The 22,645-nt window shown below is 71.3% G+C and carries 9 protein-coding genes and 2 pseudogenes; 2 read left to right on the top strand and 9 right to left on the bottom strand.

Going from position 1 to position 22,645, the window contains the following annotated elements; translation table 11 throughout:
- From ACFXB5_RS02880 to ACFXB5_RS02865, 4 genes are all read right to left on the bottom strand, one after another.
- A partial coding sequence (locus ACFXB5_RS02880; protein WP_385201754.1) for a condensation domain-containing protein occupies window positions 1-1,618 on the bottom strand: 1,618 nt, incomplete at its 3' end.
- Window positions 1,615-12,465 carry an amino acid adenylation domain-containing protein gene (locus ACFXB5_RS02875; protein ID WP_385201752.1) on the bottom strand — a complete coding sequence of 3,617 codons (10,851 nt, stop codon included), beginning with the start codon at window positions 12,463-12,465 and terminating at the stop codon, window positions 1,615-1,617. The genes ACFXB5_RS02875 and ACFXB5_RS02880, both read right to left, overlap by 4 nt.
- Before the next feature lie 86 nt (window positions 12,466-12,551).
- Window positions 12,552-14,648 (bottom strand): ABC transporter ATP-binding protein, encoded by a 2,097-nt coding sequence (locus tag ACFXB5_RS02870; protein ID WP_385201764.1) that lies wholly within the window; start codon window positions 14,646-14,648, stop codon window positions 12,552-12,554.
- A gap of 54 nt (window positions 14,649-14,702) precedes the next feature.
- Window positions 14,703-14,909 (bottom strand): MbtH family protein, encoded by a 207-nt coding sequence (locus ACFXB5_RS02865; RefSeq protein WP_020866836.1) that lies wholly within the window; start codon window positions 14,907-14,909, stop codon window positions 14,703-14,705.
- A 222-nt stretch (window positions 14,910-15,131) separates the two neighbouring features.
- Between ACFXB5_RS02865 and ACFXB5_RS02860 the strand changes: the two genes are divergently transcribed.
- Both ACFXB5_RS02860 and ACFXB5_RS02855 read left to right on the top strand, forming a co-directional pair.
- Complete coding sequence (locus ACFXB5_RS02860) at window positions 15,132-15,785, top strand: response regulator transcription factor (RefSeq protein ID WP_385201751.1); 654 nt, start codon at window positions 15,132-15,134, stop codon at window positions 15,783-15,785.
- A gap of 8 nt (window positions 15,786-15,793) precedes the next feature.
- Window positions 15,794-17,263 (top strand): ATP-binding protein, encoded by a 1,470-nt coding sequence (locus ACFXB5_RS02855; RefSeq protein WP_385201749.1) that lies wholly within the window; start codon window positions 15,794-15,796, stop codon window positions 17,261-17,263.
- On the opposite strand, the pseudogene ACFXB5_RS02850 reads toward ACFXB5_RS02855, so the two are convergent.
- The 5 genes and pseudogenes from ACFXB5_RS02850 to dpgA form a co-directional block, all read right to left on the bottom strand.
- Window positions 17,262-18,053 (bottom strand): annotated as a pseudogene (locus ACFXB5_RS02850) (alpha/beta fold hydrolase); the annotation flags it as partial. The gene ACFXB5_RS02855 and the pseudogene ACFXB5_RS02850 overlap by 2 nt on opposite strands.
- A gap of 2 nt (window positions 18,054-18,055) precedes the next feature.
- Window positions 18,056-19,639: a tryptophan 7-halogenase gene (locus tag ACFXB5_RS02845; RefSeq protein ID WP_385201747.1), complete on the bottom strand. Its 1,584-nt coding sequence runs from the start codon at window positions 19,637-19,639 to the stop codon at window positions 18,056-18,058.
- Window positions 19,636-20,810 (bottom strand): annotated as a pseudogene (gene dpgC, locus ACFXB5_RS02840) ((3,5-dihydroxyphenyl)acetyl-CoA 1,2-dioxygenase DpgC). The gene ACFXB5_RS02845 and the pseudogene dpgC overlap by 4 nt, the downstream one beginning before the upstream one ends.
- A 16-nt stretch (window positions 20,811-20,826) precedes the next feature.
- Window positions 20,827-21,486, bottom strand: a complete 660-nt coding sequence (gene dpgB, locus ACFXB5_RS02835) for an enoyl-CoA-hydratase DpgB (RefSeq protein WP_385201745.1) — start codon at window positions 21,484-21,486, stop codon at window positions 20,827-20,829.
- A 14-nt stretch (window positions 21,487-21,500) separates the two neighbouring features.
- Window positions 21,501-22,574: a 3,5-dihydroxyphenylacetyl-CoA synthase DpgA gene (gene dpgA / locus ACFXB5_RS02830; RefSeq protein WP_385201743.1), complete on the bottom strand. Its 1,074-nt coding sequence runs from the start codon at window positions 22,572-22,574 to the stop codon at window positions 21,501-21,503.
- Window positions 22,575-22,645: the final 71 nt, after the last annotated feature.

Below are 22,645 nucleotides of genomic sequence, written 5' to 3'. Positions count from 1 at the left end.
CCAGCGGAACGAACGCCCCACCCGCCTTCCACACCGCCAGCTCCGCCACCACCATGTCCACCGACCTCGGCAGACACAGCGCCACCCGCGACTCCGGACCGACGCCAACTTCGGTCAAACGCCGCGCCAAGCGATTCGCCCGCAGCTCCAACTCCCCGTACGACAGCGCCTCTTCACCGCATCGCACCGCCATCACATCCGGCGTTGCCGCCACCCGTGCCTCGATGCGCTCCACGATCGAACCGCCGGGCAGTGTGGTCTCCGTGGCATTCCACTCCGCCACCACCCGCGACCACTCCGCCTCCCCCAGCACATCGAGCCGACCGACCAACGTCTCCGGATCGGCCGCCATCTGCCCCAGCACGCGCACCAAGCGGTCAAGGAGCCCCTGAGCCGCCTCGGGGTCGAACAGGTCCGGGCGGTAGTCCAGCCTCAGCCGCAGCTCTGCCGTCGGGTGGACGCCCAGCGAGAGCGGGAAGTTGGTGGACTCGCGCATCGCCGTGCCGGTGATCCGCAGCCCAGCGGCCGCCGCCGTGGAGTCCTGCGCCCCGATGGGGTGGTTCTCGAACGCCATGATGGTGTCGAACGTCGCCCCGGGCCCGGTCCGCCGCTGGATCTCGGTGAGGCTCAGATGCTGGTGGTCCAGCAGCGCCGACTGCCGTTCCTGTAGCTCCGCGAGCAGCTCGGCGACCGTACGCGCCGGGTCCAAGCGCACGCGCACGGGCAGCGTGTTGATGAAGAGCCCCAGCATGCTCTCCATGCCCGGCAGGTCGGCGGGACGCCCCGCCACCGTCGCGCCGAACACCACATCGCGGCGGCCGGTGAGTCGACCGAGCACAACGGCCCAGGCGGCCTGGATCACGGTGTTCAGGGTCAGGCCGTTGTGGCGGGAGAGGTCCCGCAGTCGGCCGGCGAGTTCCGCCCCGGCGTCGGTGGCCGCCTTGCCGGAGGCGACCGGGGCGGTGGACTGTCCGCCCGGTGCCACCAGCGTCGGCTCGTCCGCGCCCGTCAGCTCCTGTCGCCATGCGTCCCGCGCGGCTTCCTTGTTCTGGCGGGCGAGCCAGGCGAGGTAGTCGCGGTACGGGGTGACGGGCGGAAGGCCACGGGTGCTGCCCCCGGCCTCGTAACACGTCCACAACTCCCGCATCAGCACCGGCAGCGACCAGCCGTCCAACAGGATGTGATGCAGCGTCACCATCATCCGGTACTCATCAGGCCCGACCTTGACCAGCAACACCTTCAACAACGGCGGCACCGCCAGGTCGAAACGCCGCTCCCGCTCCCCGATCCCCAACCGCTCCGACTCCGCACGGGCGACATCCGCGTCGAGCCCGGACAGGTCCTCCTCCCGCCACGGCAACTTCACGCCCCGGGCGATGACCTGCACCGGCTCTGCCACCCCGGCCAGCTGCCGAAAGCCCGCGCGCAGGCTCTCGTGCCGGTCGAGCAGCGCCTGCCACGCGTCGCGCAGCACCGCGGGGTCCAGCTTGCCCTCCAGATCCAGCACGAGTTGCTCGACATAGACGTCGATGCCCCGCTCGTCGTACACCGCGTGGAAGAGCAGGCCCTCCTGCAGCGGCGACAGCGGCCAGACGTCCTGGACTCGCATCTGAGTCATCGTGCTCCCCCCTTGTCCGCGAGTTCCGCTTCGAGCGCGTCGATCTGGCTCTGGTCGAGCGTGATGAGTGAGAAGTCCGACGGTGTGTGGCCGCCGCCGGAGCCGGTGGTGTGGGTGGCGAGGCCGGTGAGCATCGCCAGCCAGCCGTCGGCGAGTCGTCGCATGTCGTCTGTGTGGTGGAGGTGCTGGGGCCAGGCGAGTGTCAACGTGAGCAGCGGGCCGTCCGGCAGGTCGCGGACCAGGCCGACCGCCTCCAGGGCGTGGGCCAGCGGGACCTCGTCGCCCACTCCGCCGCCGAGACCGCCTTCGGGGGCGGCGGACCAGGCGGCAATCGTCTGCTCCGGTGTCCCGTCGGCGAAGCGGCCCAGGTAGGTGAAGCCGATCTGAGCGGTGGGCAGGGCGGCGAGCGCGGGCGCGGTCTCCGGATTGAGATGGCGGAGCAGGCCGTGGCCGAGGCCGTCACCCGGGACGGCACGGAGTTGTTCCTTGATGTGCTTGACGGCCCGTCCCGCCACGGACCCGCCACCGCGCAGCCCGGCGAAGTCCTGTGTCGCGGGGTCGAGTCGTACGGGGTACGTGCTGGTGAACCAGCCCACCGTACGGGCCAGATCGAGACCGCCGGACGTCCGGCCGTGGCCTTCCACGTCCACGAGGACCCCGTTCCGCGCATGCTGCCCGCGGTGCCGCCGCCACTCCGCGACGGCGGAGGCCAGGGCGGTGAGCAGCACATCGTCGATCCCGGCGTGGAAGGCGGCCGGGACCGCCGTCAGCAGGGTGGCGGTGAGCTCCGCCGAGGCCGTCACGGAGACCCGCCGCAGCGTGGCACCCACGTCGCGGTCCGGGTCCAGGGGGCGCCCGCCGAGTGGCGCGTCGGAGCCGCGCAGCAGTCGGGTCCAGACGGGGAGTTCGGCGAGCCGCGGCTGGCCGGTGGCTTCGGCCCGCAGGGCGCGGGCCCAGTGCCGGAAGGAGGTGGGCACCGGCTCCAGCACGACCGCACGGCCGGCGGCCAGCTCCGCGTATGCCTGGGCGAGGTCCGGGACGAGGACGCGGAGGGAGAGCGTGTCCACGGCGAAGTGGTGGACGACGAACAGGAGCCGTCCGGGAGTGCTCGGGCCGAGGTCGAACCAGACCACCTGCGCCATCACCCCGGCCCGCGGATCGAGCCGGTCCGCGGCGGCCCGCGACTGCTCGGCGATCAGGCGCTCGAGGTCACCCCCCGCCGCACTCGCGTCGACTCGGTGCACCCATGGAGCCACGGACACGGTCGGGGGGACGAGGAGGCGGGGTTCGGGCTCGGTGTCCAACCGGGCCCGCAGAATGTCGTGGTGATCGACCACCGCCTGAACGGCACCGGTCAGCGTCTCCAGCCGCGTCCCCGCCGGAACCATCACCACGGTCGACTGGAACACCCCACGTATGCGCTCTGCTCCGGCCCGGAGCAGCAGCTCATGCATCACCGGGGTCAACGGCACCTCGCCGGTGCCCGTGTCGCCACTCCCCTCCAGGCCATCGGCAGTGGCCACATCACGGGCCACCACGGCGAGTTCGGCCGGAGTCCGTCGCTCGAACACCTGCCGGGCACTCATCACCAGGCCCGCTTTACGCGCCCTCGACACCAGCAGCATCGACATGATCGAGTCACCGCCGAGCTCGAAGAACGACGCGTCGGTACTGACCTCATCGAGACCAAGCACCTCGGCAAAAAGCCGACAGAGGATCTCTTCGGCCGGCGTCTCGGCGGCCCGGCCCGACGTCATCTCGGCGGTGTCGGGAGCGGGGAGCGCGGCGCGGTCCAACTTGCCGTTGACGGTGAGCGGCAGCGCGTCCAGCGCCATGACGGTCGGGACCATGTACTCCGGCAACCGGTCCGCCGCGAACTCCCGTACGGCCGTCACGTCCAGCTCCCCGTTGCGGACCACGTACGCGACCAGCCGCTTGTCCCCCGGCCCGTCGTCACGGACCACCACCGCGACCTGTGCCACGCCCTCGCAGGCGGCCACCACCGCCTCGATCTCGCCGGGCTCGACACGGAAACCACGGACCTTGACCTGCTCATCAACGCGGCCCGCGAAGACCAGATCACCCTCAGCGGTCCACTTCGCCAGGTCCCCACTGCGATACATCCGGCCACCCGGAACAGCGAAGGGACAGGCGACGAACCGCTCCGCGGAGAGCCCCGACCGACCGATATAGCCCCGGGCCAGACCAGCACCGGCGATATAGACCTCGCCCGTGACGCCCACGGGAACCGGATTGAGGAAGGTGTCCAACACGAACACCTTGTTGTTGGGCAGAGGGCGGCCTATCGGCGGGGCCGTACCCAGCCCGGGATCGAGGGGCATGGCGGTGGCGGTGGTGATGACGGTGGCCTCGGTCGGCCCGTAGGTGTTCCACACCCGCGCACCGGCCGACCACCGACCAGCCAGCTCCGCACTCAACCGCTCCGCGCCCAGCACCCAATTGCTCACACCCGGCACAGCATCCGGATCCAGCACGCCCAACAGCGACGGCACCACACTGGCCACCCGCACGCCACACCGGCCGATCATCTCGGCCAGCGCCTGCGGATCCTTACGCTCCTCCGCACTCGCCACCGCGAGAGTGCCACCGGCGGCGAGGGTGACGGCGACGTCGAGGACGGCGGCGTCAAAGCTGAACGACGCGAACTGCAACGCCACCACACCCGCGTCCACACCCAACACCGGACGCATCACCTCGGTCAGATTCGCCACACCACCATGCGCCACAGCCACACCCTTCGGCCGCCCCGTCGAACCCGACGTATAGATCACATACGCCAACTGACCCGGCACAATGACCGTCCCCAACGGCTCAGCCGAGAAGCCGTCCGCCTCCTCCATACGCACAACACGGGCACCACCGACCGGCACCCCGGCCAAGCTCTCCGACGTACCCAGGACCACCTCGGCACCGCTGTCCGCGATCACAAAACCCAGCCGGTCCGCCGGGTACTCCGGATCCAACGGAACGAACGCACCACCCGCCTTCCACACCGCCAACTCCGCCACCACCACGTCCACCGACCTCGGCAGACACAGCGCCACCCGCGACTCCCGACCCACACCAGCGCCATTCAGCAACCGCGCCAACCGATTCGCCCGCCGATCCAACTCCCCATACGACACCGACTCATCGCCACACCGCACCGCCACCACATCCGGCGCCGCCACAACCCACCCCTCAAACCGCTCCACAATCGAGCCACCAGACAGCGCAGCCTTCGTGGCATTCCACTCATCCACCACCCGAGCCCGCTCCACCTCACCCAACACATCAATCTCACTGACCCGCACCCCCGGATCAACCGCCACCGCCTCCAACACCCGCACCAACCGCCCCACCAACCCCCGCGCCGTACCCTCATCAAACAAATCCACCGCAAACAACAACGCCCCACCCAACCCCGCCGGCGCCCCCACACCATCACGGTGTTCGGCCAGGTCCAGCGACAGGTCGAAGCGCGCCGGGACCTGGGCGGCCGCCGGTATCCGCCGGACCCGCAGCCCGGGCAGGCCCCATTGCGGCGCCGGTACGCTCTGTAGGGCCAGCAGGACCTGGAACAGCGGGTTGTGGGAGAGCGAGCGCGACGGGTTCAGGTCCTCGACCAGCCGCTCGAACGGCACGTCCTGATGCGCGTACGCGGCCAGATCGGTCTCCCGCACCTGGGCCAGCAGCTGCGTGAAGGACGGGTCCGCGCTGAGGTCGGCGCGGACGACCAGGGTGTTGACGAAGAACCCGGCCAGGTCGTCCAGCGCCGGGTCGCCACGGCCCGCGATCGGCACGCCTATCGGGATGTCGTCGCCCGCACCCACCCGGCTCAGCAGCGCGGAAAGGGCGGCGTGCACCACCATGAACATGGTGGCGCGACCACGGCGGGCCACGTCCAGCAGCCGGGCGTGGGTCTCCGCGCTGATCTGGATCGGCACTTCGCCACCGCGGAAGGAGGACACCGCGGGCCGGGGCCGGTCGGTCGGCAGCGCGAGCTCCTGGGGCGCCCCGGCCAACCCCTCACGCCAGTAGTCGAGTTGGCCGCTGATTACGCTGTCCGGGTCCTCGGGGTCGCCCAGTACCTCGCGCTGCCACAGCGCGTAGTCCGCGTACTGCACCGGCAGCGGCTCCCACCCCGGCGCGCCACCCGCCCGACGGGCCGCATACGCCGCCCCCAGGTCCCGCGCCAGCACGCCCATCGACCAGCCGTCCACGGCGATGTGATGCGCGACGATCAGCAGCACATACTCCGACGGCCCCGTCTTCAACAGCCGTGCCCGCCATGGCAGATCGACGGTCACATCAAAGCCACGGTCCGCGTACAGCCCGAGCTCGGCCGCGAGGAGTTCCCCGCTGGTCTCCACGACGACCAGCCGCGGTCGGCCCGCCTCGCCCTCCAGCACCTGCTGGCGCGGCTCGCCATCGGCTTCCGGAAAGACCGTGCGCAGGCTCTCGTGCCGGTCGGCGACATCACCGAGGGCGGCTTCCAGCGCGGTGATATCCAGCTCTCCGGTCAGCCGAAGGGCCAGCGGCAGGTTGTAGACGGCTCCGGCCCCCGGGTTGGTCTCCTCGAGCCGATTGAGGAACCACATGCGCCGCTGGGCGTACGAGAGCGGCAGTACCTCCGGCCTCGGCCGTGGTGTCAGTGCGGACCGGACAGCCGTACCTCCCGCCGCCGCGACGAGGCGGGCGACCCCGGCCACCGTGGGGGCGGCGAACAGCTCGCCGATGTTGAGCTCGGTGTCGAGGACGGCGGCGATCCGGGCGATGAGCTTCATGGCGAGGATCGAGTCGCCACCGATGCTGAAGAACGACACCTCGGCGCCGACCCGTTCGAGCCCGAGAACCTCGCAGTACAGGCCGCAGAGGATCTCCTCGGTCGGCGTGGCGGGGCCGCGCCCGGTGGCGTCGGTGAAGTCGGGGGCGGGGAGGGCGGCGCGGTCCAGCTTGCCGTTGACGGTGACGGGCAGGGCGTCCAGGGCGACGACGGCGGCGGGGACCATGTGGTCCGGCAGCCGCTCGGCCACGTACTCCCGCAGCCCCGCAGTATCCACATCCCCGTCAGGGACGACGTATGCCACGAGCCGTCGGTCCCCGGGGCGGTCCTCCCGTACGACGACGGCCACGTGGCCGACACTCCGATGCCCGGCGAGAACGGCCTCGATCTCTCCCGGCTCGACGCGGAAGCCACGCACCTTCACCTGATCGTCAGCCCGGCCACCGAACATCAGCTCACCATCGGTCGTCCATGTGGCGAGGTCACCGGTGCGGTACATCCGGCCACCCGTGAACGGGCAGGCCACGAACCGTTCCGCCGTCAGCCCCGGGCGGCCGAGATAGCCACGCGCGAGCCCCGGACCCGCGACATACAGCTCGCCCGCCACGCCTTCGGGCACGGGCCGCAGGAACTCGTCCAGTACAAACGCCCGCGTATTGGCGATCGGCCCACCGATCGGCACCGGCCCGGACGGCTCCAAAGGCCCACTCATCGTCGCGCATACGGTCACCTCGGTCGGCCCGTACGCATTGACCATCCGCCGCCCCGACGCCCACCGCTCCACCAACCCAGGCGGACACACCTCACCCGCCACCACCAACGTCCGCAAACTCCCCGGCAGCACCTCCACCGTCGCCAACACCGACGGCGGCACCGTCACATGCGTAACACCGAACTCCGCCACCACCTCGCCCAACGACCCCTGCGGCGGCAACCTGTCCACACCCGCCATCACCAACGCGGCACCCGAAAGCAACGCCATACACATCTCGGACACCGCGGCATCAAAACTCAACGACGCCAACTGCAACACCCGAGCATCGGCACCCACCGCAAACCGCTCGATCTGCGCCGCCGCCAGGTTGCCGATGCCGCGATGGGTCACCGCCACGCCCTTAGGCCGCCCCGTCGACCCCGACGTATAGATCACATACGCCACACCATCGACATCCACCGAAACCGCAGGCACGGACTCCGCCACCACCCCAGACGGATCCCACACCAGACACTCCACCCCGGCCGGAACCAAACCCCGCGTCCCCTCCGAACACACGACGAGCGCAGGTGCCGAATCCTCGACCATCCACCCGATCCGCTCCACCGGATACGCCGGATCCACCGGCACAAAACCCGCCCCCGCCTTCACCACCCCCAACAACACCGCCACCACATCCACCGACCGCTCCAACACCACCGCAACCAGATCACCCCGCCCCACACCCCGCGCACCCAACACACCCGCCACCCGATCCGACCACTCGGCCAACTCCCCGTACGACCACTCCTCACCACCCGCACCCACCACCGCCACCGCATCAGCGGAGACGGCCGCCCGCTCATCGAACAACTCCCCCAACGACCCCACCGGCACCACCCGATCAGTGGCGTTCCACCCCTCCACCACCCGCTCCCGCTCACCGCACCCCAGCACCTCGACCTCGCTCACCCGCCGCGCCGGGTCCGCCGCCATCTGCTCCAGCACCCGGACCAGCCGCCGTACCACGCCCCGGGCGGCGTCCTCGTCGAACGCGTCCGGGCGATAGTCCAGCCAGAACTTCAGCTCGTCCGCCGGGTCCACCCCCAGCGTCAGCGGGAAGGTGGTCGCCATCCGGGTCGTGCTGTCGGTGAGTCGCAGAGGGGCGGCCGGTCCGGTCTCGCCCGCGTGGAAGTTCTCGAAGGCCATCAAGGTGTCGAACGTGGCGCCCGGTCCGGCCAGGCGCTGGATCTCCTTGAGGCCGAGGTGCTGGTGGTCGAGCAGCGCCGACTGCTGGGTCTGCACGACGCTGAGCAGGTGGGCGATGGAGTCTGCCGGGCGCAGCCGGACCCGTACGGGGATCGTGTTGATGAAGAGCCCCAGCATGTCCGCCATCCCTGCCAGTTCCGGCGGACGTCCGGCCACGGCGGCGCCGAACACCACATCGCTCCGGCCGGTGAGCTTGCCGACGACCTGGGCCCAGGCCACCTGCAGCACGGTGTTCAGTGTGACGCCGTGGCCTCGGGCGAGCTCCCGCAGCGCACCGGCCAGTTGGTCGCCGGTCTCGGCGAGAACCTTGCGGGTCAGGACGGGTTCGGCGTTCGGGTCGAGCGCGGCGACCGTCGTCGGCTCGGACACGCCGTCCAGCGCCCGCTGCCAGGCGGCGCGCGCAGCCTCCCGGTCCTGGCGGGCGAGCCAGGCCAGATACTCGCCGTAGGGCGTGGTCGGCGCCAGTTCGCGGGTGTCGCCGCCGGCCGCGTAGGCGGCCCACAGCTCGCGGATGAGGATCCGCAGCGACCAGCCGTCGAGCACGATGTGGTGCAGGGTCACGACCATGCGGTGGCGGTCGGGGCCGGTCTTCACCAGCAGGATCCGCGCCAGCGGCGGGGCGGCGAGGTCGAAGCGGCGGGCCCGTTCCGCGCTCTCCAACCGGTCCGCCCGGTCCCGCGCCGCCTCGGCGCCGAGGTGCGACAGGTCCACCTCGTGCCAGGGCAGGGTGACATGGCGGGCGATCACCTGGACGGGTTCGTCCACGCCGACCAGGCGGCGGAAGCCGGTGCGCAGACTGCCGTGCCGTTCGACGAGGGCCTGCCAGGTGGCGTGCAACTTCCGTACGTCCAGCGGCCCTTCCAGCTCCAGGACCTTCTGCTCCACGTAGATGTCCCGTTCCCGCTCATCGAACATCGCGTGGAAGAGCAGGCCCTCTTGGAGCGGTGACAGCGGCAGTACGTCGACCAGGCCGCCCGCCACCTCGGCCTCCAGCTCCTCGATCTGGGCCTGGTCGAGTGCCATCAGCGCGAAGTCGGACGGCGTGTGGCCACCGCCGGAGTGTGCGGCGAGGCCGGACAGCATCTGCGCCCATGCGTCGAGCAGGCGCCGGGCGGCCGGTTCGGGGAGGAGGGGCTCCGGCCAGTCCAGGCTGAGGACCAGTTCGGCGCCCTCGACGCGGGCCGCCGCTTCGAGCGGATGCGTGGGCGGCCGGTCGTCGTCGCCCGGGGCGGTGAAGCCGAGCTGCGGGGTGGGCAGGTCGGCGAGCGTGGCGGCGGTGTCGGGGTTGAGGTGGCGCAGCAGGCCGTAGCCGAGTCCATCGCCGGGGACGGCCCGCAACCGTTCCTTGATCTGCTTCACGGCCCGGCCCGCGGCAGGCCCGCCGAGGCGGATCTCCGCGAGGTCGAGGGGGCCGGTGTCGAGCCGTACGGGGTGGCGGTGGGCGAACGAACCCACGGTGCGGGAGAGATCGGCGCCGCCGCCCAGGGCGCCACGTCCATGGTCCGGCACCGCCACGTCCACGAGGAAGCCACCGGTCCGGTCCTGGCCGTCGCGCCAGGCGGTGAGGGCCGCGGTCAGCCCGGTCAGCAGGACGGTCCCGGCGCCGGTGTGGAACGCGTCCGGCAGGGCAGTCAGCACCGCCGCCGTGGTGTCGGCCGGGATGCGCACGTAGGCGCAGCGCACCGGGGCGTTGGCGTCGCGGGCCGGGTCGGCGGGACGGGTGGTGAGCAACGGGGCGCCGGCGGCCAGGAGTTCGGTCCAGACGGGCAGCTCCGCACGCCGCTCCGGACTGTCGGCCTGCGTGGCCAGGGCCCGTGTCCAGTGGCGGAACGACGTCGGGACCGACGCGATCTCCCGCCCCACGACCGCGGCGGCCACGTCCTCCAGCAGGATCCACCAGGACATCGCATCGACCACCAGCCGGTCCGCGACGACGAGCAGCCGCCCCGGCGCGTCCGGCCCGCTGTCGCACCACACGGCCTGGGCCATCACCCCGGCCCGCCGGTCCAGTCGCCGTCCGGCCGCGGCCGACTCGGCGGCGAGCAGCCGCTGGAGCCGATCGGCGTCCATACCTGCCGTCGCCACCCGCCGCGTCCACGGCCGGACGGACACCGAACCCGCCGGGGGTACGGTCAGCCGACGCTCCGGCGTGGTCTCGAGCCGGGCCCGCAGCATGTCGTGGCGATCGACGACAGTCCGCAGCGCACGGGCGATGTCGCCCAGGCCGAGGCCGGCCGGGAGGTCCAGCACGGCCGACCGGAATCCCGCGGCCACCTCGGGTCTGCCGGGCCCCTGAAGTCCCTCCCGGTCCAATAGGTCGTGCATGGCCGGGGAGAGCGGCACATGCCCGGCGCCCCGCGCCCGGTCGCCCGTCGCGGCGCCCGCGTCCAGCGGCTCGGCGACGTCGGCGAGGCGGGCCGGGGTGGCGAGCTCGAACACCTGGTACGGGGCGATCACCAGCCCGGCGCGCCGGGCCACCGACACCAGCAGCATGGTCAGAATCGAGTCGCCGCCGAGCTCGAAGAAGGAGGCCTCCGCGCTGACCCGCTCCAGGCCGAGGATCTCGCCATAGAGCCGGCACAGCCGTTCCTCGGTGGGCGTCCGCGGACCACGGCCCTCGGCGGCGTCGGTGAAGTCGGGGGCGGGGAGGGCCGCGCGGTCCAGCTTGCCGTTCACCGTGACCGGGAGCGCGTCCAGCGCGACGACCGCGGTGGGCACCATGTACTCCGGCAGCCGCTCGGCCACGTACTCCCGCAGCCCGCCGGTGTCCACATCCCCGTCGGGGACGACGTAGGCGACCAGCCGCCGGTCCCCGGGACGGTCCTCCCGCACGACCACGGCGACGTGGCCGACACCCCGATGCCCGGCGAGAACGGCCTCGATCTCACCCGGCTCCACCCGGAAGCCACGCACCTTCACCTGCTCATCGGCACGCCCACCGAAGACCAGCTCGCCATCGGCCGTCCGCCGGGCGAGGTCGCCGGTGCGGTACATCCGCCCGTCCGTGAACGGGCAGGCCACGAACCGTTCCGCCGTCAGCCCCGGGCGGCCGAGGTAGCCACGTGCGAGCCCCGGGCCCGCGACGTACAGCTCGCCCAGCCCGCCCTCGGGGACCGGCCGCAGACGCTCATCCAGCACGAACACCCGCGTGTTGGCGATCGGCCCACCGATCGGCACCGGCCCGGACGGCTCCAGAGGCGCGCTCATCGTGGCGCAGACGGTGACCTCGGTCGGGCCGTACGCATTGATCATCCGCCGTCCAGGAGCCCACCGCTCCACCAGTCCCGGCGGGCACGCCTCACCCGCCACCACCAGCGTCCGCAGGCTCCCCGGCAGCTCGTCCACCGTCGTCAGCACCGACGGCGGCACGGTCGCATGCGTGACGCCGTACTCCGCCACCGTCTCGCTCAACGACCCCTGCGGCGGCAACCTGTCCGCGTCCGCCATCACCAACGCGGCGCCCGAGAGCAACGCCATGCAGATCTCGGACACCGCGGCGTCGAAGCTCAACGACGCCAGCTGCAGCACCCGCGCATCGGCGTCCACCGCGAACCGTTCGATCTGCGCGGCCGCCAGGTTGCCGATGCCGCGATGGGTCACGAGCACGCCCTTGGGACGGCCCGTCGAACCCGATGTGTAGATCACATACGCCACATCATCGGCATCCACGGACGCCGCGGGCGCCGATTCACCGTCCGCGGCCGGATCCCGGACCAGGCACTCCACCCCGGCCGGAACCAACGCCCGCGTCTCCTCCGAGCACACCGCCAGCACCGGCCCGGCGTCCTCGACCATCCATCCGATCCGCTCGGCCGGATACGCCGGATCCACCGGAACGAATCCCGCCCCGGCCTTCACCACCCCCAGCCACACCGCCACCAGCTCGGCGGACCGGTCCAGCACCACCGCCACGAGGTCACCGCGCCGGACCCCGTGCGCGGCCAGCGCCCCGGCCACCCGGTCCGCCCGCGCCCCCAGCTCCGCGTACGACCACTCCAGACCGTCCGGGCCGATCACCGCCACCGCGTCCGGCGACTCGGCCACCTGGGCGTCGAACAACTCGCCCAGCGGTCGCCAGGATTCGGTCGTGCCATGCATGGATGTCTCCCTCTACTGCCTACTGCGGTACGCGATGGCGGTGATCGGAGCTACGTGTGCTCAGCCGTGGCCGGAGCTACGTGTGCTCAGCCGTGGCCGGGCGGCGGGCCGCCGGGCATCGCCCGCATCCCCGGATGGGGCCCCGGCCCCGGGAACGGACCCGCCCCCGGGCCCGCCGGATACGGCCCATGGGGAGGACCGACCGGCGCATGGCCATGGGGCATGGGCGCTTGACCATGGGGCCCCGGCGCATGCCCATTGCCCCCCGGCCCGTGGCCATGAGACGGCACCGGCCCACGCCCATTGGGCGGTCCCTCATGGCCACCCGACCCCCCACGCCCCGCGAACTGCGTGCGGTACAGCTCCGCGTAAAGCCCACCCAGGGCAAGGAGTTCCTCATGGGTGCCGCTCTCCCGCACCCGGCCACCGTCGATCACGAGGATCTGGTCGGCGTCGCGGATCGTGGACAGCCGGTGGGCGATCACCAGCGAGGTGCGCCCCGCGAGCGCGGTCTCCAGCGCCCGTTGCAGCGCGGCCTCGGACTCGGAGTCGAGGTGTGCGGTGGCCTCGTCGAGGACGACGACCGGCGGCGCCTTGAGCAGCAGCCGGGCCATGGCGATGCGCTGCTTCTCGCCGCCGGAGAGCCGATAGCCGCGGTCGCCGACGACGGTGTCGAAACCGTCCGGCAGGGACTCGATCAGGCCCCAGACCTGGGCGGCCTTGCAGGCGTCGATCATCTCCTGCTCGGTGGCCTCCGGGCGGGCGTAGCGGAGGTTGTCGCCGATGGTGGCGTGGAGGAGGTAGGCGTCCTGGGTGACGACGCCGATGGTGTCGTAGAGGGACTCCAGTGTGAGGTCCCGGAGGTCGTGTCCGTCGATGCGGACGGTGCCCTCGCCGGGGTCGTACAGCCGGGGTACGAGATGGGTGATGGTGGTCTTGCCGGCGCCGGAGGGGCCGACGAGGGCGGTGAGCTTCCCGGCGGGCAGCCGGAAGCTCAGCTCGCGCAGGGTCCAGTCGTTCCTGGTGCGCTCCATCCGCGGCAGGGCGATCGATTCGAGGGAGGCGAGCGAGACGTCCGCGGCGGCCGGGTACGAGAACGAGACTCCGTCGAAGACGATTTCGGGCGCGCCGTCGCGGGGCAGGGCGATCGCGTCGGGCTTCTCGGAGATGAGCGGTTTGAGGTCGAGGATCTCGAAGAGCCGGTCGAAGCTGACGAGCGCGGTGACCACGTTGGCCTGGGCGCTGGAGAGCTGGTTGATCGGGCCGAAGAGCCGGGTGAGCAGCGTGGCCAGGGCCACCAGGGTGCCGATCTCGAAGGCGTCTTCGATGACGAGGCGGCCGCCGACGCCGTAGACCACGGCGGTGGCGAGCGCGCTGAGGAGGACCATCGACAGGAAGAGCAGCTTGCCGTTGACGGCGGTCAGGACGCCGAGGTCGCGGACTTTGCCGGCCAGCTTGGTGAACTGGCGCAGCTCCCGGCTGGGCCGGCCGTACAGCTTGGCCAGCAGCGCTCCGGTCACGTTGAACCGCTCGTTCATCAGCGCGCCCATTTCGGCGTTCTGCTCCATCTGGGAGCGCATGAGCCGCTGCAGCCGGCGCCCGACGACCTTGCCGGGGAGGATGAAGAAGGGCAGCACGACCAGGGAGATCAGGGTGATCACCCAGGACAGGTAGAACATCGTGATGAGGACGAACAGCAGGGTGAGCGCGGCCGAGACGACCGTGGACAGCAGTGAGGTCAGGGCCTGCTGGGCCCCGACCACATCCGCGTTGAGCCGGCTGACCAGGGCGCCGGTCTGGGCCCGGGTGAAGAACGCCAGCGGCTGGCGCTGCACATGGTCGAAGACCTTGGTGCGCAGCTCGTAGACGAGCCCTTCACTGACCCGGGCCGAGTACCACGCCTCGCCGAACCCCAGCAGCGCGCCGAGGACCGCCAGTCCGCCGACCGCCACGGCGATACCCACGACGACATCGGAATCATGTTCGGCGATGCCATTGTCGATGAGGTATTTGAAGAGGATGGGGACGGCCACCACAATGGCGGCGTTCGCCACCGTCATGAGCAGCAGCAGACAGATGCTGACGCGGTACGGCCGGGTATACGGAACTATCCGTTTCGCGGTCCCGGCTTTTATTTTCTGCTTGGTCACGGATGGGTCGGGGCCCACCGCGCGAATCATCATCGGCCCTGGGCCGCCTATGGACACGACGCTCTCCTCGGCTTGGGTCGTTCCGACCTATGTGAGCTGGTCGATGAGGCTCTTGGGGCGCATGTCGCGCCAGTTCTCCTCGATGTAGTCCAGGCAGTTCTTGCGGGCGTCCTCGCCGAATACGACGCGCCAGCCGGCCGGTACCTCGGCAAAGGCGGGCCACAGCGAATACTGGCCCTCGTCGTTCAGCAGGACCAGAAAGGAACCGTTTTCGTCGTCGAACGGATTGGTCATCTTCACTCCTTCCAACTTCCCCGGAGCGGGCCGGAATTCAAGGTAACGAGGGCCCATCGGGAGCGGCAAGGTCGACTATTGAAGTGGCGTCCAACCGCGTATTCTCTGCACTTGGACAACGGGTGAAACCCCGCGGAAACCGGAGCCGGGGCATTCTGGATCCCGTTGTCCAGGGGGCAGGGCCGAGCAGGGCCGGTTGGACAGACCGAGGAGGGGGAGCGGGTGCGCGTGCTCGTGGTGGAGGACGACCAGGAAATGGCGCAGGCGGTGGCCGTCGGCTTACGGCGGGCGCAGATGGCCGTCGATGTGGCGTTCGACGGGGAGAGCGGTCTTGAGCGGGCGCTGCTCAGTGACTACGACGTGATCGTGCTGGACCGGGATCTGCCCGGGATGCACGGCGATGAGATCTGCTCCGAGCTGATCGCGTCCGGCTGCCGCAGCAGGGTGTTGATGCTGACCGCGGCGGCCTCCGCGGAGGATCTGGTCGACGGGCTCAATCTGGGGGCCGATGACTATCTCTCGAAGCCGTTCGACTTCCCGGTGCTGATCGCCCGGATCGGCGCGCTGGCGCGGCGGGCGCATCCGGCCGTGCCGCCGGTGGTGCACCACGGCGACCTGGTGGTGGACACGGCGCGCCGCAAGGCCGCCCGGGCGGGCCGGCCGCTGGAGCTGGCGCCGAAGGAGTTCGGCGTGCTGGAGCTGCTGCTGTCGGCCAAGGGGCGGGCGGTGTCGGCGGAGGAGCTGCTGGAGCGGGTGTGGGACGAGGCGGCCGATCCGTTCACCAGCGCCGTGAAGATCACCATCAGCAGGCTGCGGGCCAAGCTGGGCGATCCGCCGGTGATCGAGACCGTCGCCAAGCGCGGCTACCGGATCTGAGGCCGCCGATGTCTCCGCTGTCCCGGCTCATGTCTCCGCTGTCCCGGCTCACCGCCCGGCTCGCGCATTCGCCACTGCCACGGCGTACGGTCCGGCTGAAGCTGACCCTGCTGTACGGGGCGCTGTTCCTGCTCTCGGGGGCGGCGCTGCTGACGATCACGTATCTGCTGGTGCTGGGCTCCAACGGCGGTTCGCTGTCCGGCGGGCAGCAGGCGCCGGACGGTGGTGGGCCGCGGGCGGGCGAGACCGGCGGCCACTCCCCGCCGGTGCCGCCGCCGCGGGGGCGTATCGGGGAGAGCACCCGCGATGTCCTCCCGGCCGCGGCGCGGGAGATCATGGAGCTGCAGCGGGACGCCGTGCTGCACGATCTGCTGGTGCAGTCCGCGATCGCGCTCGGGCTGATGTCGGTCATCTCGATCGCGCTGGGCTGGGTGGTCTCGGGGCGGATACTGCGCCCGCTGCGTACGGTCATCGGCGCCGCCCGGGAGATCTCGGCGACCAGCCTGCATCAGCGCCTCGCCCTCGAGGGCCCGCGCGATGAACTCAAGGAGCTGGGCGACACGTTCGACGGTCTGCTCGGCCGGCTGGAGACGTCGTTCGAGGCACAGCGGCGGTTCGTCGCCAACGCCTCGCATGAGCTGCGCACTCCCCTCGCCCGGCAGCGGACGCTGGGGCAGCTCGCCCTGTCGGACCCCGACGCGGACGTGGCATCGCTGCGCGCGGCACACGAACGGATCCTCGCCGCGGGCGCCCAGCAGGAGCGCATGATCGAGGCGCTGCTGACCCTGGCCCGTAGCCACGCGGGGATCGAGGTGCGGCGGCCGTTCGACCTGGACCGGCTGGCGCGGGAGGTCGTGGCGGCCCGCCGAACGGATGCGGAGCAGTGGCGGGTCACGCTGCGCTGTTCGCTCGCCGCCACGGTCGCGGCGGGCCACCGGCCGCTGGCCGAACGGCTCGTCATCAACCTGGTGGACAACGCGCTGCGGCACAACGAGCCGTACGGCTGGGTGGAGTTGGCCACGGTGGACGAGCCCGGCCGGGCCGTTCTGACCGTGGCCAACTCCGGTCCGGTGGTGCCGCCGAGCGCGCTGGACCAGATGTTCCAGCCGTTCCAGCGGCTCGGCGACCCTCGGACCAACAAGGACGGCCTGGGCCTGGGGCTGTCGATCGTGCAGGCCATCGCGGTGGCGCATGACGCCACGCTCGCCGTGGAGGCCCGCCCGGAGGGGGGCCTCGTCTTCACGATCGGCTTTCCGCACCCGCCAGTCCACCGGCAGGAACCGCCACCGAGCCACCGGCCGGGATCGCGACCGGACCACCGGCAGGAACCGCCACCGGACCACCGGCCGGGATCGCCAACGGCTCACCGGCAGGAACCGCCACCGGCCGACCGGCAGGAACCGCCACCGGCCGACCGGCAGGAACCGCCACCCGCCCACCGCCCGGGACCGCCACCCCAGCGGCGAGGGGAGCGGTGAAGAAGTCGACGAGCACGGCGTTCACCGCGGCCGGCTTCTCCAGATAGCCGTAGTGCCCGCAGCCGGGGATCTCGGTGTAGCGGGCGCCCGGGATGGCGTCGGCGACCTCCCGGGTGAGCTGCGGCCGTACGATCAGGTCGTGCTCGAAGCCCAGGACCAGGCACGGGCAGCGGATGGCCGCGTACGCGGGCAGCCGGTTGGGGATCAGTTGGAGCCCGAGCTGGCCGCGGACCGAGGCCAGGTCGACGGCGGAGATCTCGAAGATGTCCAGCCAGTCCCGCAGCCGTTGCTCATCGGCCAGGGTCTGCGGGGACAGGCTCTGCAGCGCGTTGACATAGGCGGCGTAGCGGGGCGGCAGCTTGACCCCGCTGTCGGCCAGGTCCATCTCCGCGATCGCCTGGGCGGTGGCGAAGGTGTCGGCCCGGCCGCTGGTCGCCATCAGCACGGCCGACCGGACGAGTTCGGGCCGGGCCAGGAGCAGTTCCTGGACGATGATGCCGCCCAGCGAGAAGCCCACGATCCGGCACGGCCCCGCGCCGAGGTGTTCGATGAGGCCCGCGATGTCCGCCGCCATGTCGTCGAGGGTGAAGCCTTCGGCGCAGGGGTCGCTCGGCGGGATCCCGCGGTTGTCCACGGTGATCACCTTGAAGCCGGCTGCCTTGAGCGCGGGCACCTGGTGGGTGCGCCACATCCGGCCGGGGGCCCCGGTGCCGGTCACCATGACGACCGGGTCCCCCGTTCCGTGCTCCTCGTAGTTCAGCTGGATCCCGTTGATCCGGACGACAGGCATCGTCAGGCCGGCCCCGGCTGCCAGAGCATGCCGTCGTCGGAGGTGATGAGCCCGCCGGGGAACATCGGCACATCGGGGCCGAGGTCCTCGCCGAGGAAGGCCCGGCTCTGCACCTGCGCGCCCTCCTGCATCGCCTGGCGCACCGCGGAGGAGCGGAACAGCGGCGTCATGTTCCCCTCGGCGTCGGCGGACATCTCGTCGATGGCGGAGACGAACTCGGCCGACTTGGACTTCATGCGCAGCGCGGCCGACTCGGCCCCGTCGAGGTCGAACTCGGAGGACGACACGCCCGCCACCAGCTCGACGAACGACTCCAGCTCGGTGTGCTGGTTGCGGGTGACCTTCTTCGCCGACCAGAAGTAGGAGTTCTCGTCGACGTGCATGTCGTAGAAGGACATCAGGAACTCGTAGAAGACGCCGTACTCCCGGCGGTAGCGGGCCTCGAACTCGGTGAACGCCTCCTCCTCGGAGACGATCCCGGCCAGGCTGCTGCTGATCGAGCGGGCCGCCAGCAGGGCGCTGTAGGTGGCCAGGTGGACACCGGAGGAGAAGACCGGGTCGACGAAGCAGGCGGCGTCGCCGATGAGCACGAGGCCGGGCCGCCAGAACTTGGTCTGGTGGTACGAGTAGTCCTTGCGCACCCGCAGCTGGCCGTACTGGCCCTCCGTCACCCGGGTGGCGTTCGACAGATACTCCTTGATCAGCGGGCATTCGTCGATGAGCGCCAGCAGGGCCCGCTCCGGATCGCCCTGGATCTTGTCGGCGTTCTCCCTCCGGACGACCGCGCCGACGCTGGTGAGGTCCGGGGTGAGCGGGATGTACCAGAACCAGCCGCTCTCGAACGCCGCGGACAGGATGTTGCCCGAGTTGGGGGCGGGCAGCCGCTTGCCACCCTCGAAGTAGCCGAACAGCGCGAGGCTGCGGAAGAACTGCGAGTACTCCCGGGTGCCGCCCACCCGCTTGTGCAGCCGGCTGCCGTTGCCCGACGCGTCCACGACGTACGTGGCGTGCACCTCGTGCTCGGTGCCGTCCTCGTCGGTGTACCGCACGCCGGTGACCCGCTCACCGTCCTCGATCACATCGGAGACCGACACCCGGAAGCGCACCTCCGCGCCCTTCTCCACCGCGTGTTCCAGCAGGATGTTGTCGAACTTCGAGCGCTCGACCTGGTACGCGTGCGAGGTGGCACCCGCGATCTTCGGGGACACCGAGAAGGAGAACGTCCACGGCTCGGCGTTGGCCCCCCAGCGGAACGTGCCGCCCTTCTTCGGGGTGAACCCGGCCGCGGCCAGCTTCTCCGCCACCCCGGTCATCCGGCAGACGCCGTGGATCGTGGACGGCAGCAGCGACTCGCCGATCTGATACCGCGGAAACGTCTCCTTCTCCAGAATCAGGACCCGGTGGCCCCGCATGGCGACGAGCGCGGCCAGCGTCGACCCACCGGGACCGCCCCCGACCACCACGACGTCGTACTGCTCACGACCCTCACTGCTCATTGCTTCCCCCTCCTGGCGTTCATTGCTCTTCTCGCGCTTCTCGCTCTTCTCGCCCTTCTCGGTGGCGCACCGGGGCGCGGCCGCGGTCATGCGCCCTGCCCCGCGAACCGGCCGACCTTGCCGATGACGTCCTCGCCGTACAGGCGCAGGGCCTGCTGCAGCGCGAACTCGGCCATATAGCGGCGGAACTCCTCCACCGGTTCCTCGGCCCCGCCCAGCATCCGCCGGTTGGGCACGACCGCCGGGCCGCCGAGCCGCTCCACGGCGCCGGCCACGGCCGTGTCCATCTCCTCCGGCTCGACCACCTCATCGATCAGCAGCCGGGCGTCGGGTTCGGTGGCCCGGATCCGGCGGCCCTGGAGGATGACCTGCCGGGAGATCCGGGGTCCGGTGTGCCGGCCGAGCCGGAAGTTCGCGGCCCCCGGCACGATGCCCTCCCGGGCCGCGGGCAGGCTGAGGTAGGCGTCCGACGCGGCGAGCACATGGTCGAAGACGAGCAGCAGCTGGGTGCCGCCGCCGATGGCGAACGTGTCGACGGCCGCGACCCACGGCTTTTCGACCGTCGGGGAGTGCCAGGGCGCGGTGTCGGTGCGCACTCCCCTGACCAGCTTGTGGATATAGCCCAGCTCGCGGCGGAGCAGAAAGCCGACCAGCGAAATGGCCCCGGCGTGCAGGCTCTTGAGGTTGATGCCCGCGCTGAACACCCGTCGGCCCCGGTAGCGGGGATGGCTCATCGGGCCGCCGCGCACCACCCCGACCCTCACCTCCGGGTCGAGCAGCGCGAGGTCGACGGCGGTCTCCATGTCGTCGACCTGCTGCTCGTCCTCGGCGTTCAGGCAGTCGTCCCGGCACATCGTCAGATACGCCGCGCCGTCGCGCCGCTCCATCCGTACGGACGTCGTCTCGAGAACGCCGGTCTTCGTGAACTCCGGCAGCAACCGCAGCGCCCGCGGCGTCGGCCGCAGCATCGCGTCGAGCAGATGCGGCCCGGACCGGGGCGAGCCCAGCACGGCGCGCAGGAAGATGCCCTGATCGATCTCGTACCCCTCCTTGTCCGCCTGCCGCCGCTGGTGAGGTGGTCGTACACGGCGTCGGCGTGGGTGTGCAGATAGCGCGTCCGCAGCGTCCGGGCGGTGTCCTTGGCCGCGGCGAGCTCGGCCCGCTCCTCAGGTCCCCGGGTGCCGGGTTCGGGCAGTTTCGCCACCAGTTCGTCGACGCGGTGGACCGCCTGCCGCAGCTCCGGCCAGAGCGGGACGGTCATGACGCCTCCACCACGGTCATGACGCCTCCACCACGGGCCGCCGCAACACCCGGTCACAGGCGGCCAGATGGGGGCCCAGGGCGTCCTCGAAGCTGGTCGTCGCGGCGTCGAAGAGCAGCTGCCTGCGGATCGCGACCTCCTTCCCGGCCAGCCCGCTGACCAGCCCGGCGGCGGCCGCGATCGCACCGGCCGGGTCGTCGGCCAGCTCGTCGGCCACGCCGAGCGCGAGCGCCTCGGGGGCCTCGATGGGCACGCCGAACAGCAGTGCCCGACGGACCCGCGCGGGTCCGGCCAGCTGGACGAGCCGGTAGCCGGCCATACCGGGCCAGGTCGCCGTGGTGTCGCCGTGGACGAGCAGCCGGGTGCCCGGGGTGACCACCCGGATGTCGCAGACGAGGAAGGCGTCCAGGGCCGCGCCGCCGCAGTCGCCCGAGGCCACCGCGACGGTGGCCCGGGGCAGCCGCTCCAGGCGGCGCAGTGTCCGCTCCCACTTGCTGACGCGCATCACATCGAGGTCGCCGGTCCAGCCCGCCGCCGGGGCCCCGCCGGCCTGTACGGCGACGACTCCGCGGCCGGGGCGGTCCTCGGCCTTCTCGCACACGGCCTGTACGGCGTTCACGGTCGCGGCGGTCGGCGGCTCGGCCCCGTCGATCGCCACGGTCAGCAGTTCTTCCATGACACCCTCCGCGCTCACCACTGGACCAGCGCCGTCTCGATCGTGGAGCCGGGCCCCATGGTCATCAGCACGCCGTACTCACCCGGTTTGGCGACTCCCTCGTCCAGGAGCCGTTCGTAGGAGAACAGGAACGAACCGCTGGACACGTTGCCGTAGTCGCGCAGCACACCGACGGTGTGCCGGACGTCGTACCGGGTGAGCCCCAGGTTGACGACGACGGCGTCGATGACCTTCTTGCCGCCCGAGTGCACCAGCCAGTGGGAGATGTCGCCGCGGCGCAGCCCGGTGTCCGCCAGCAGCCGGTCCACGACCAGTTCGGCGTGGGCGCCGACCACATACGGGATCTGCGGGTCCAGGTAGAAGCTGAAGCGGCCCTGCTCGCGGTCCCAGTCGTAGCGCATGGCGTCGGACGCGTCCGGGATGATGCAGCTGGCGAACTTGAGGATGCGCGGCCCCTCGGGGTCGGCCACGCCGTCCGGTCCTGAGCGGAGCGCGATCGCGCTCGCGCCGTCCCCGAAGAGGCTGTTCACGACGGCGGTGCGCATCGTGGAGTCGATCGCGTACGCGGCGGAGCAGGCTTCGGCGCAGAGCACCACGGCGAGTTCGCCGGGGTGGGCGGCGGCCCAGCCCGCGACCACGCCCAGGGCGTTCAGCCCGGCGTTGCAGCCCATGCCCACGATGTCGGAGCGGCTGCAGTGCCGGTCGATGCCGAGCTCCTTGATGAGCAGCGCGCTCAGCCCCGGGGTGAGCAGTCCGGTGGAGGTCACGCAGCACAGGTGGCGCAGCTCGGCCAGCTCGGCGCCGGCCCGCTTGAGGCAGGCGCGCAGCGCCTCGGCGCCCATCTCGATGGCCTTGGCCTTGTGCTTGTCGAGCAGGTCACCCTGCGGTTCGGGGACGCGGCCGCCCTTGCCGTCCGGCGGCGGGAGCGTCAGATGGCGGCGGTCGATGGCGCTGTTGAGGAAGACCGAACGGATCTTGGGGTCGGTGATCTCGAAGGCGTCGAGCACCTCCTGCTGGGTGTACGACGTGGATGTCACCGCCGTCCCCACGCCGAGGGCGCGGGGCCGTAACTCGACTGCCAGGGTCATCGGAAGGTCCACCCCCACATACGCGGCTTGCTCCGGGGCCGGCGACTGCGACTCAGTCCGGACACGTTGCC

The organism is Streptomyces sp. NPDC059455 (assembly GCF_042750115.1).
GTDB lineage: Bacteria > Actinomycetota > Actinomycetes > Streptomycetales > Streptomycetaceae > Streptomyces > Streptomyces endocoffeicus.
This window is presented reverse-complemented; position numbering and strand designations above follow the sequence as displayed.

Bases quoted from the DNA above. Each gene is read 5' to 3' on its own strand.
- ACFXB5_RS02865 (WP_020866836.1), bottom strand. From the start codon at position 14,909: ATGACCAATCCGTTCGACGACGAAAACGGTTCCTTTCTGGTCCTGCTG.
- dpgB (WP_385201745.1), bottom strand. From the start codon at position 21,486: ATGGAAGAACTGCTGACCGTGGCGATCGACGGGGCCGAGCCGCCGACC.
- ACFXB5_RS02875 (WP_385201752.1), bottom strand. From the start codon at position 12,465: ATGCATGGCACGACCGAATCCTGGCGACCGCTGGGCGAGTTGTTCGAC.
- ACFXB5_RS02845 (WP_385201747.1), bottom strand. From the start codon at position 19,639: ATGACCGCGGCCGCGCCCCGGTGCGCCACCGAGAAGGGCGAGAAGAGC.
- ACFXB5_RS02855 (WP_385201749.1), top strand. From the start codon at position 15,794: ATGTCTCCGCTGTCCCGGCTCATGTCTCCGCTGTCCCGGCTCACCGCC.
- dpgA (WP_385201743.1), bottom strand. From the start codon at position 22,574: ATGACCCTGGCAGTCGAGTTACGGCCCCGCGCCCTCGGCGTGGGGACG.
- ACFXB5_RS02870 (WP_385201764.1), bottom strand. From the start codon at position 14,648: ATGATGATTCGCGCGGTGGGCCCCGACCCATCCGTGACCAAGCAGAAA.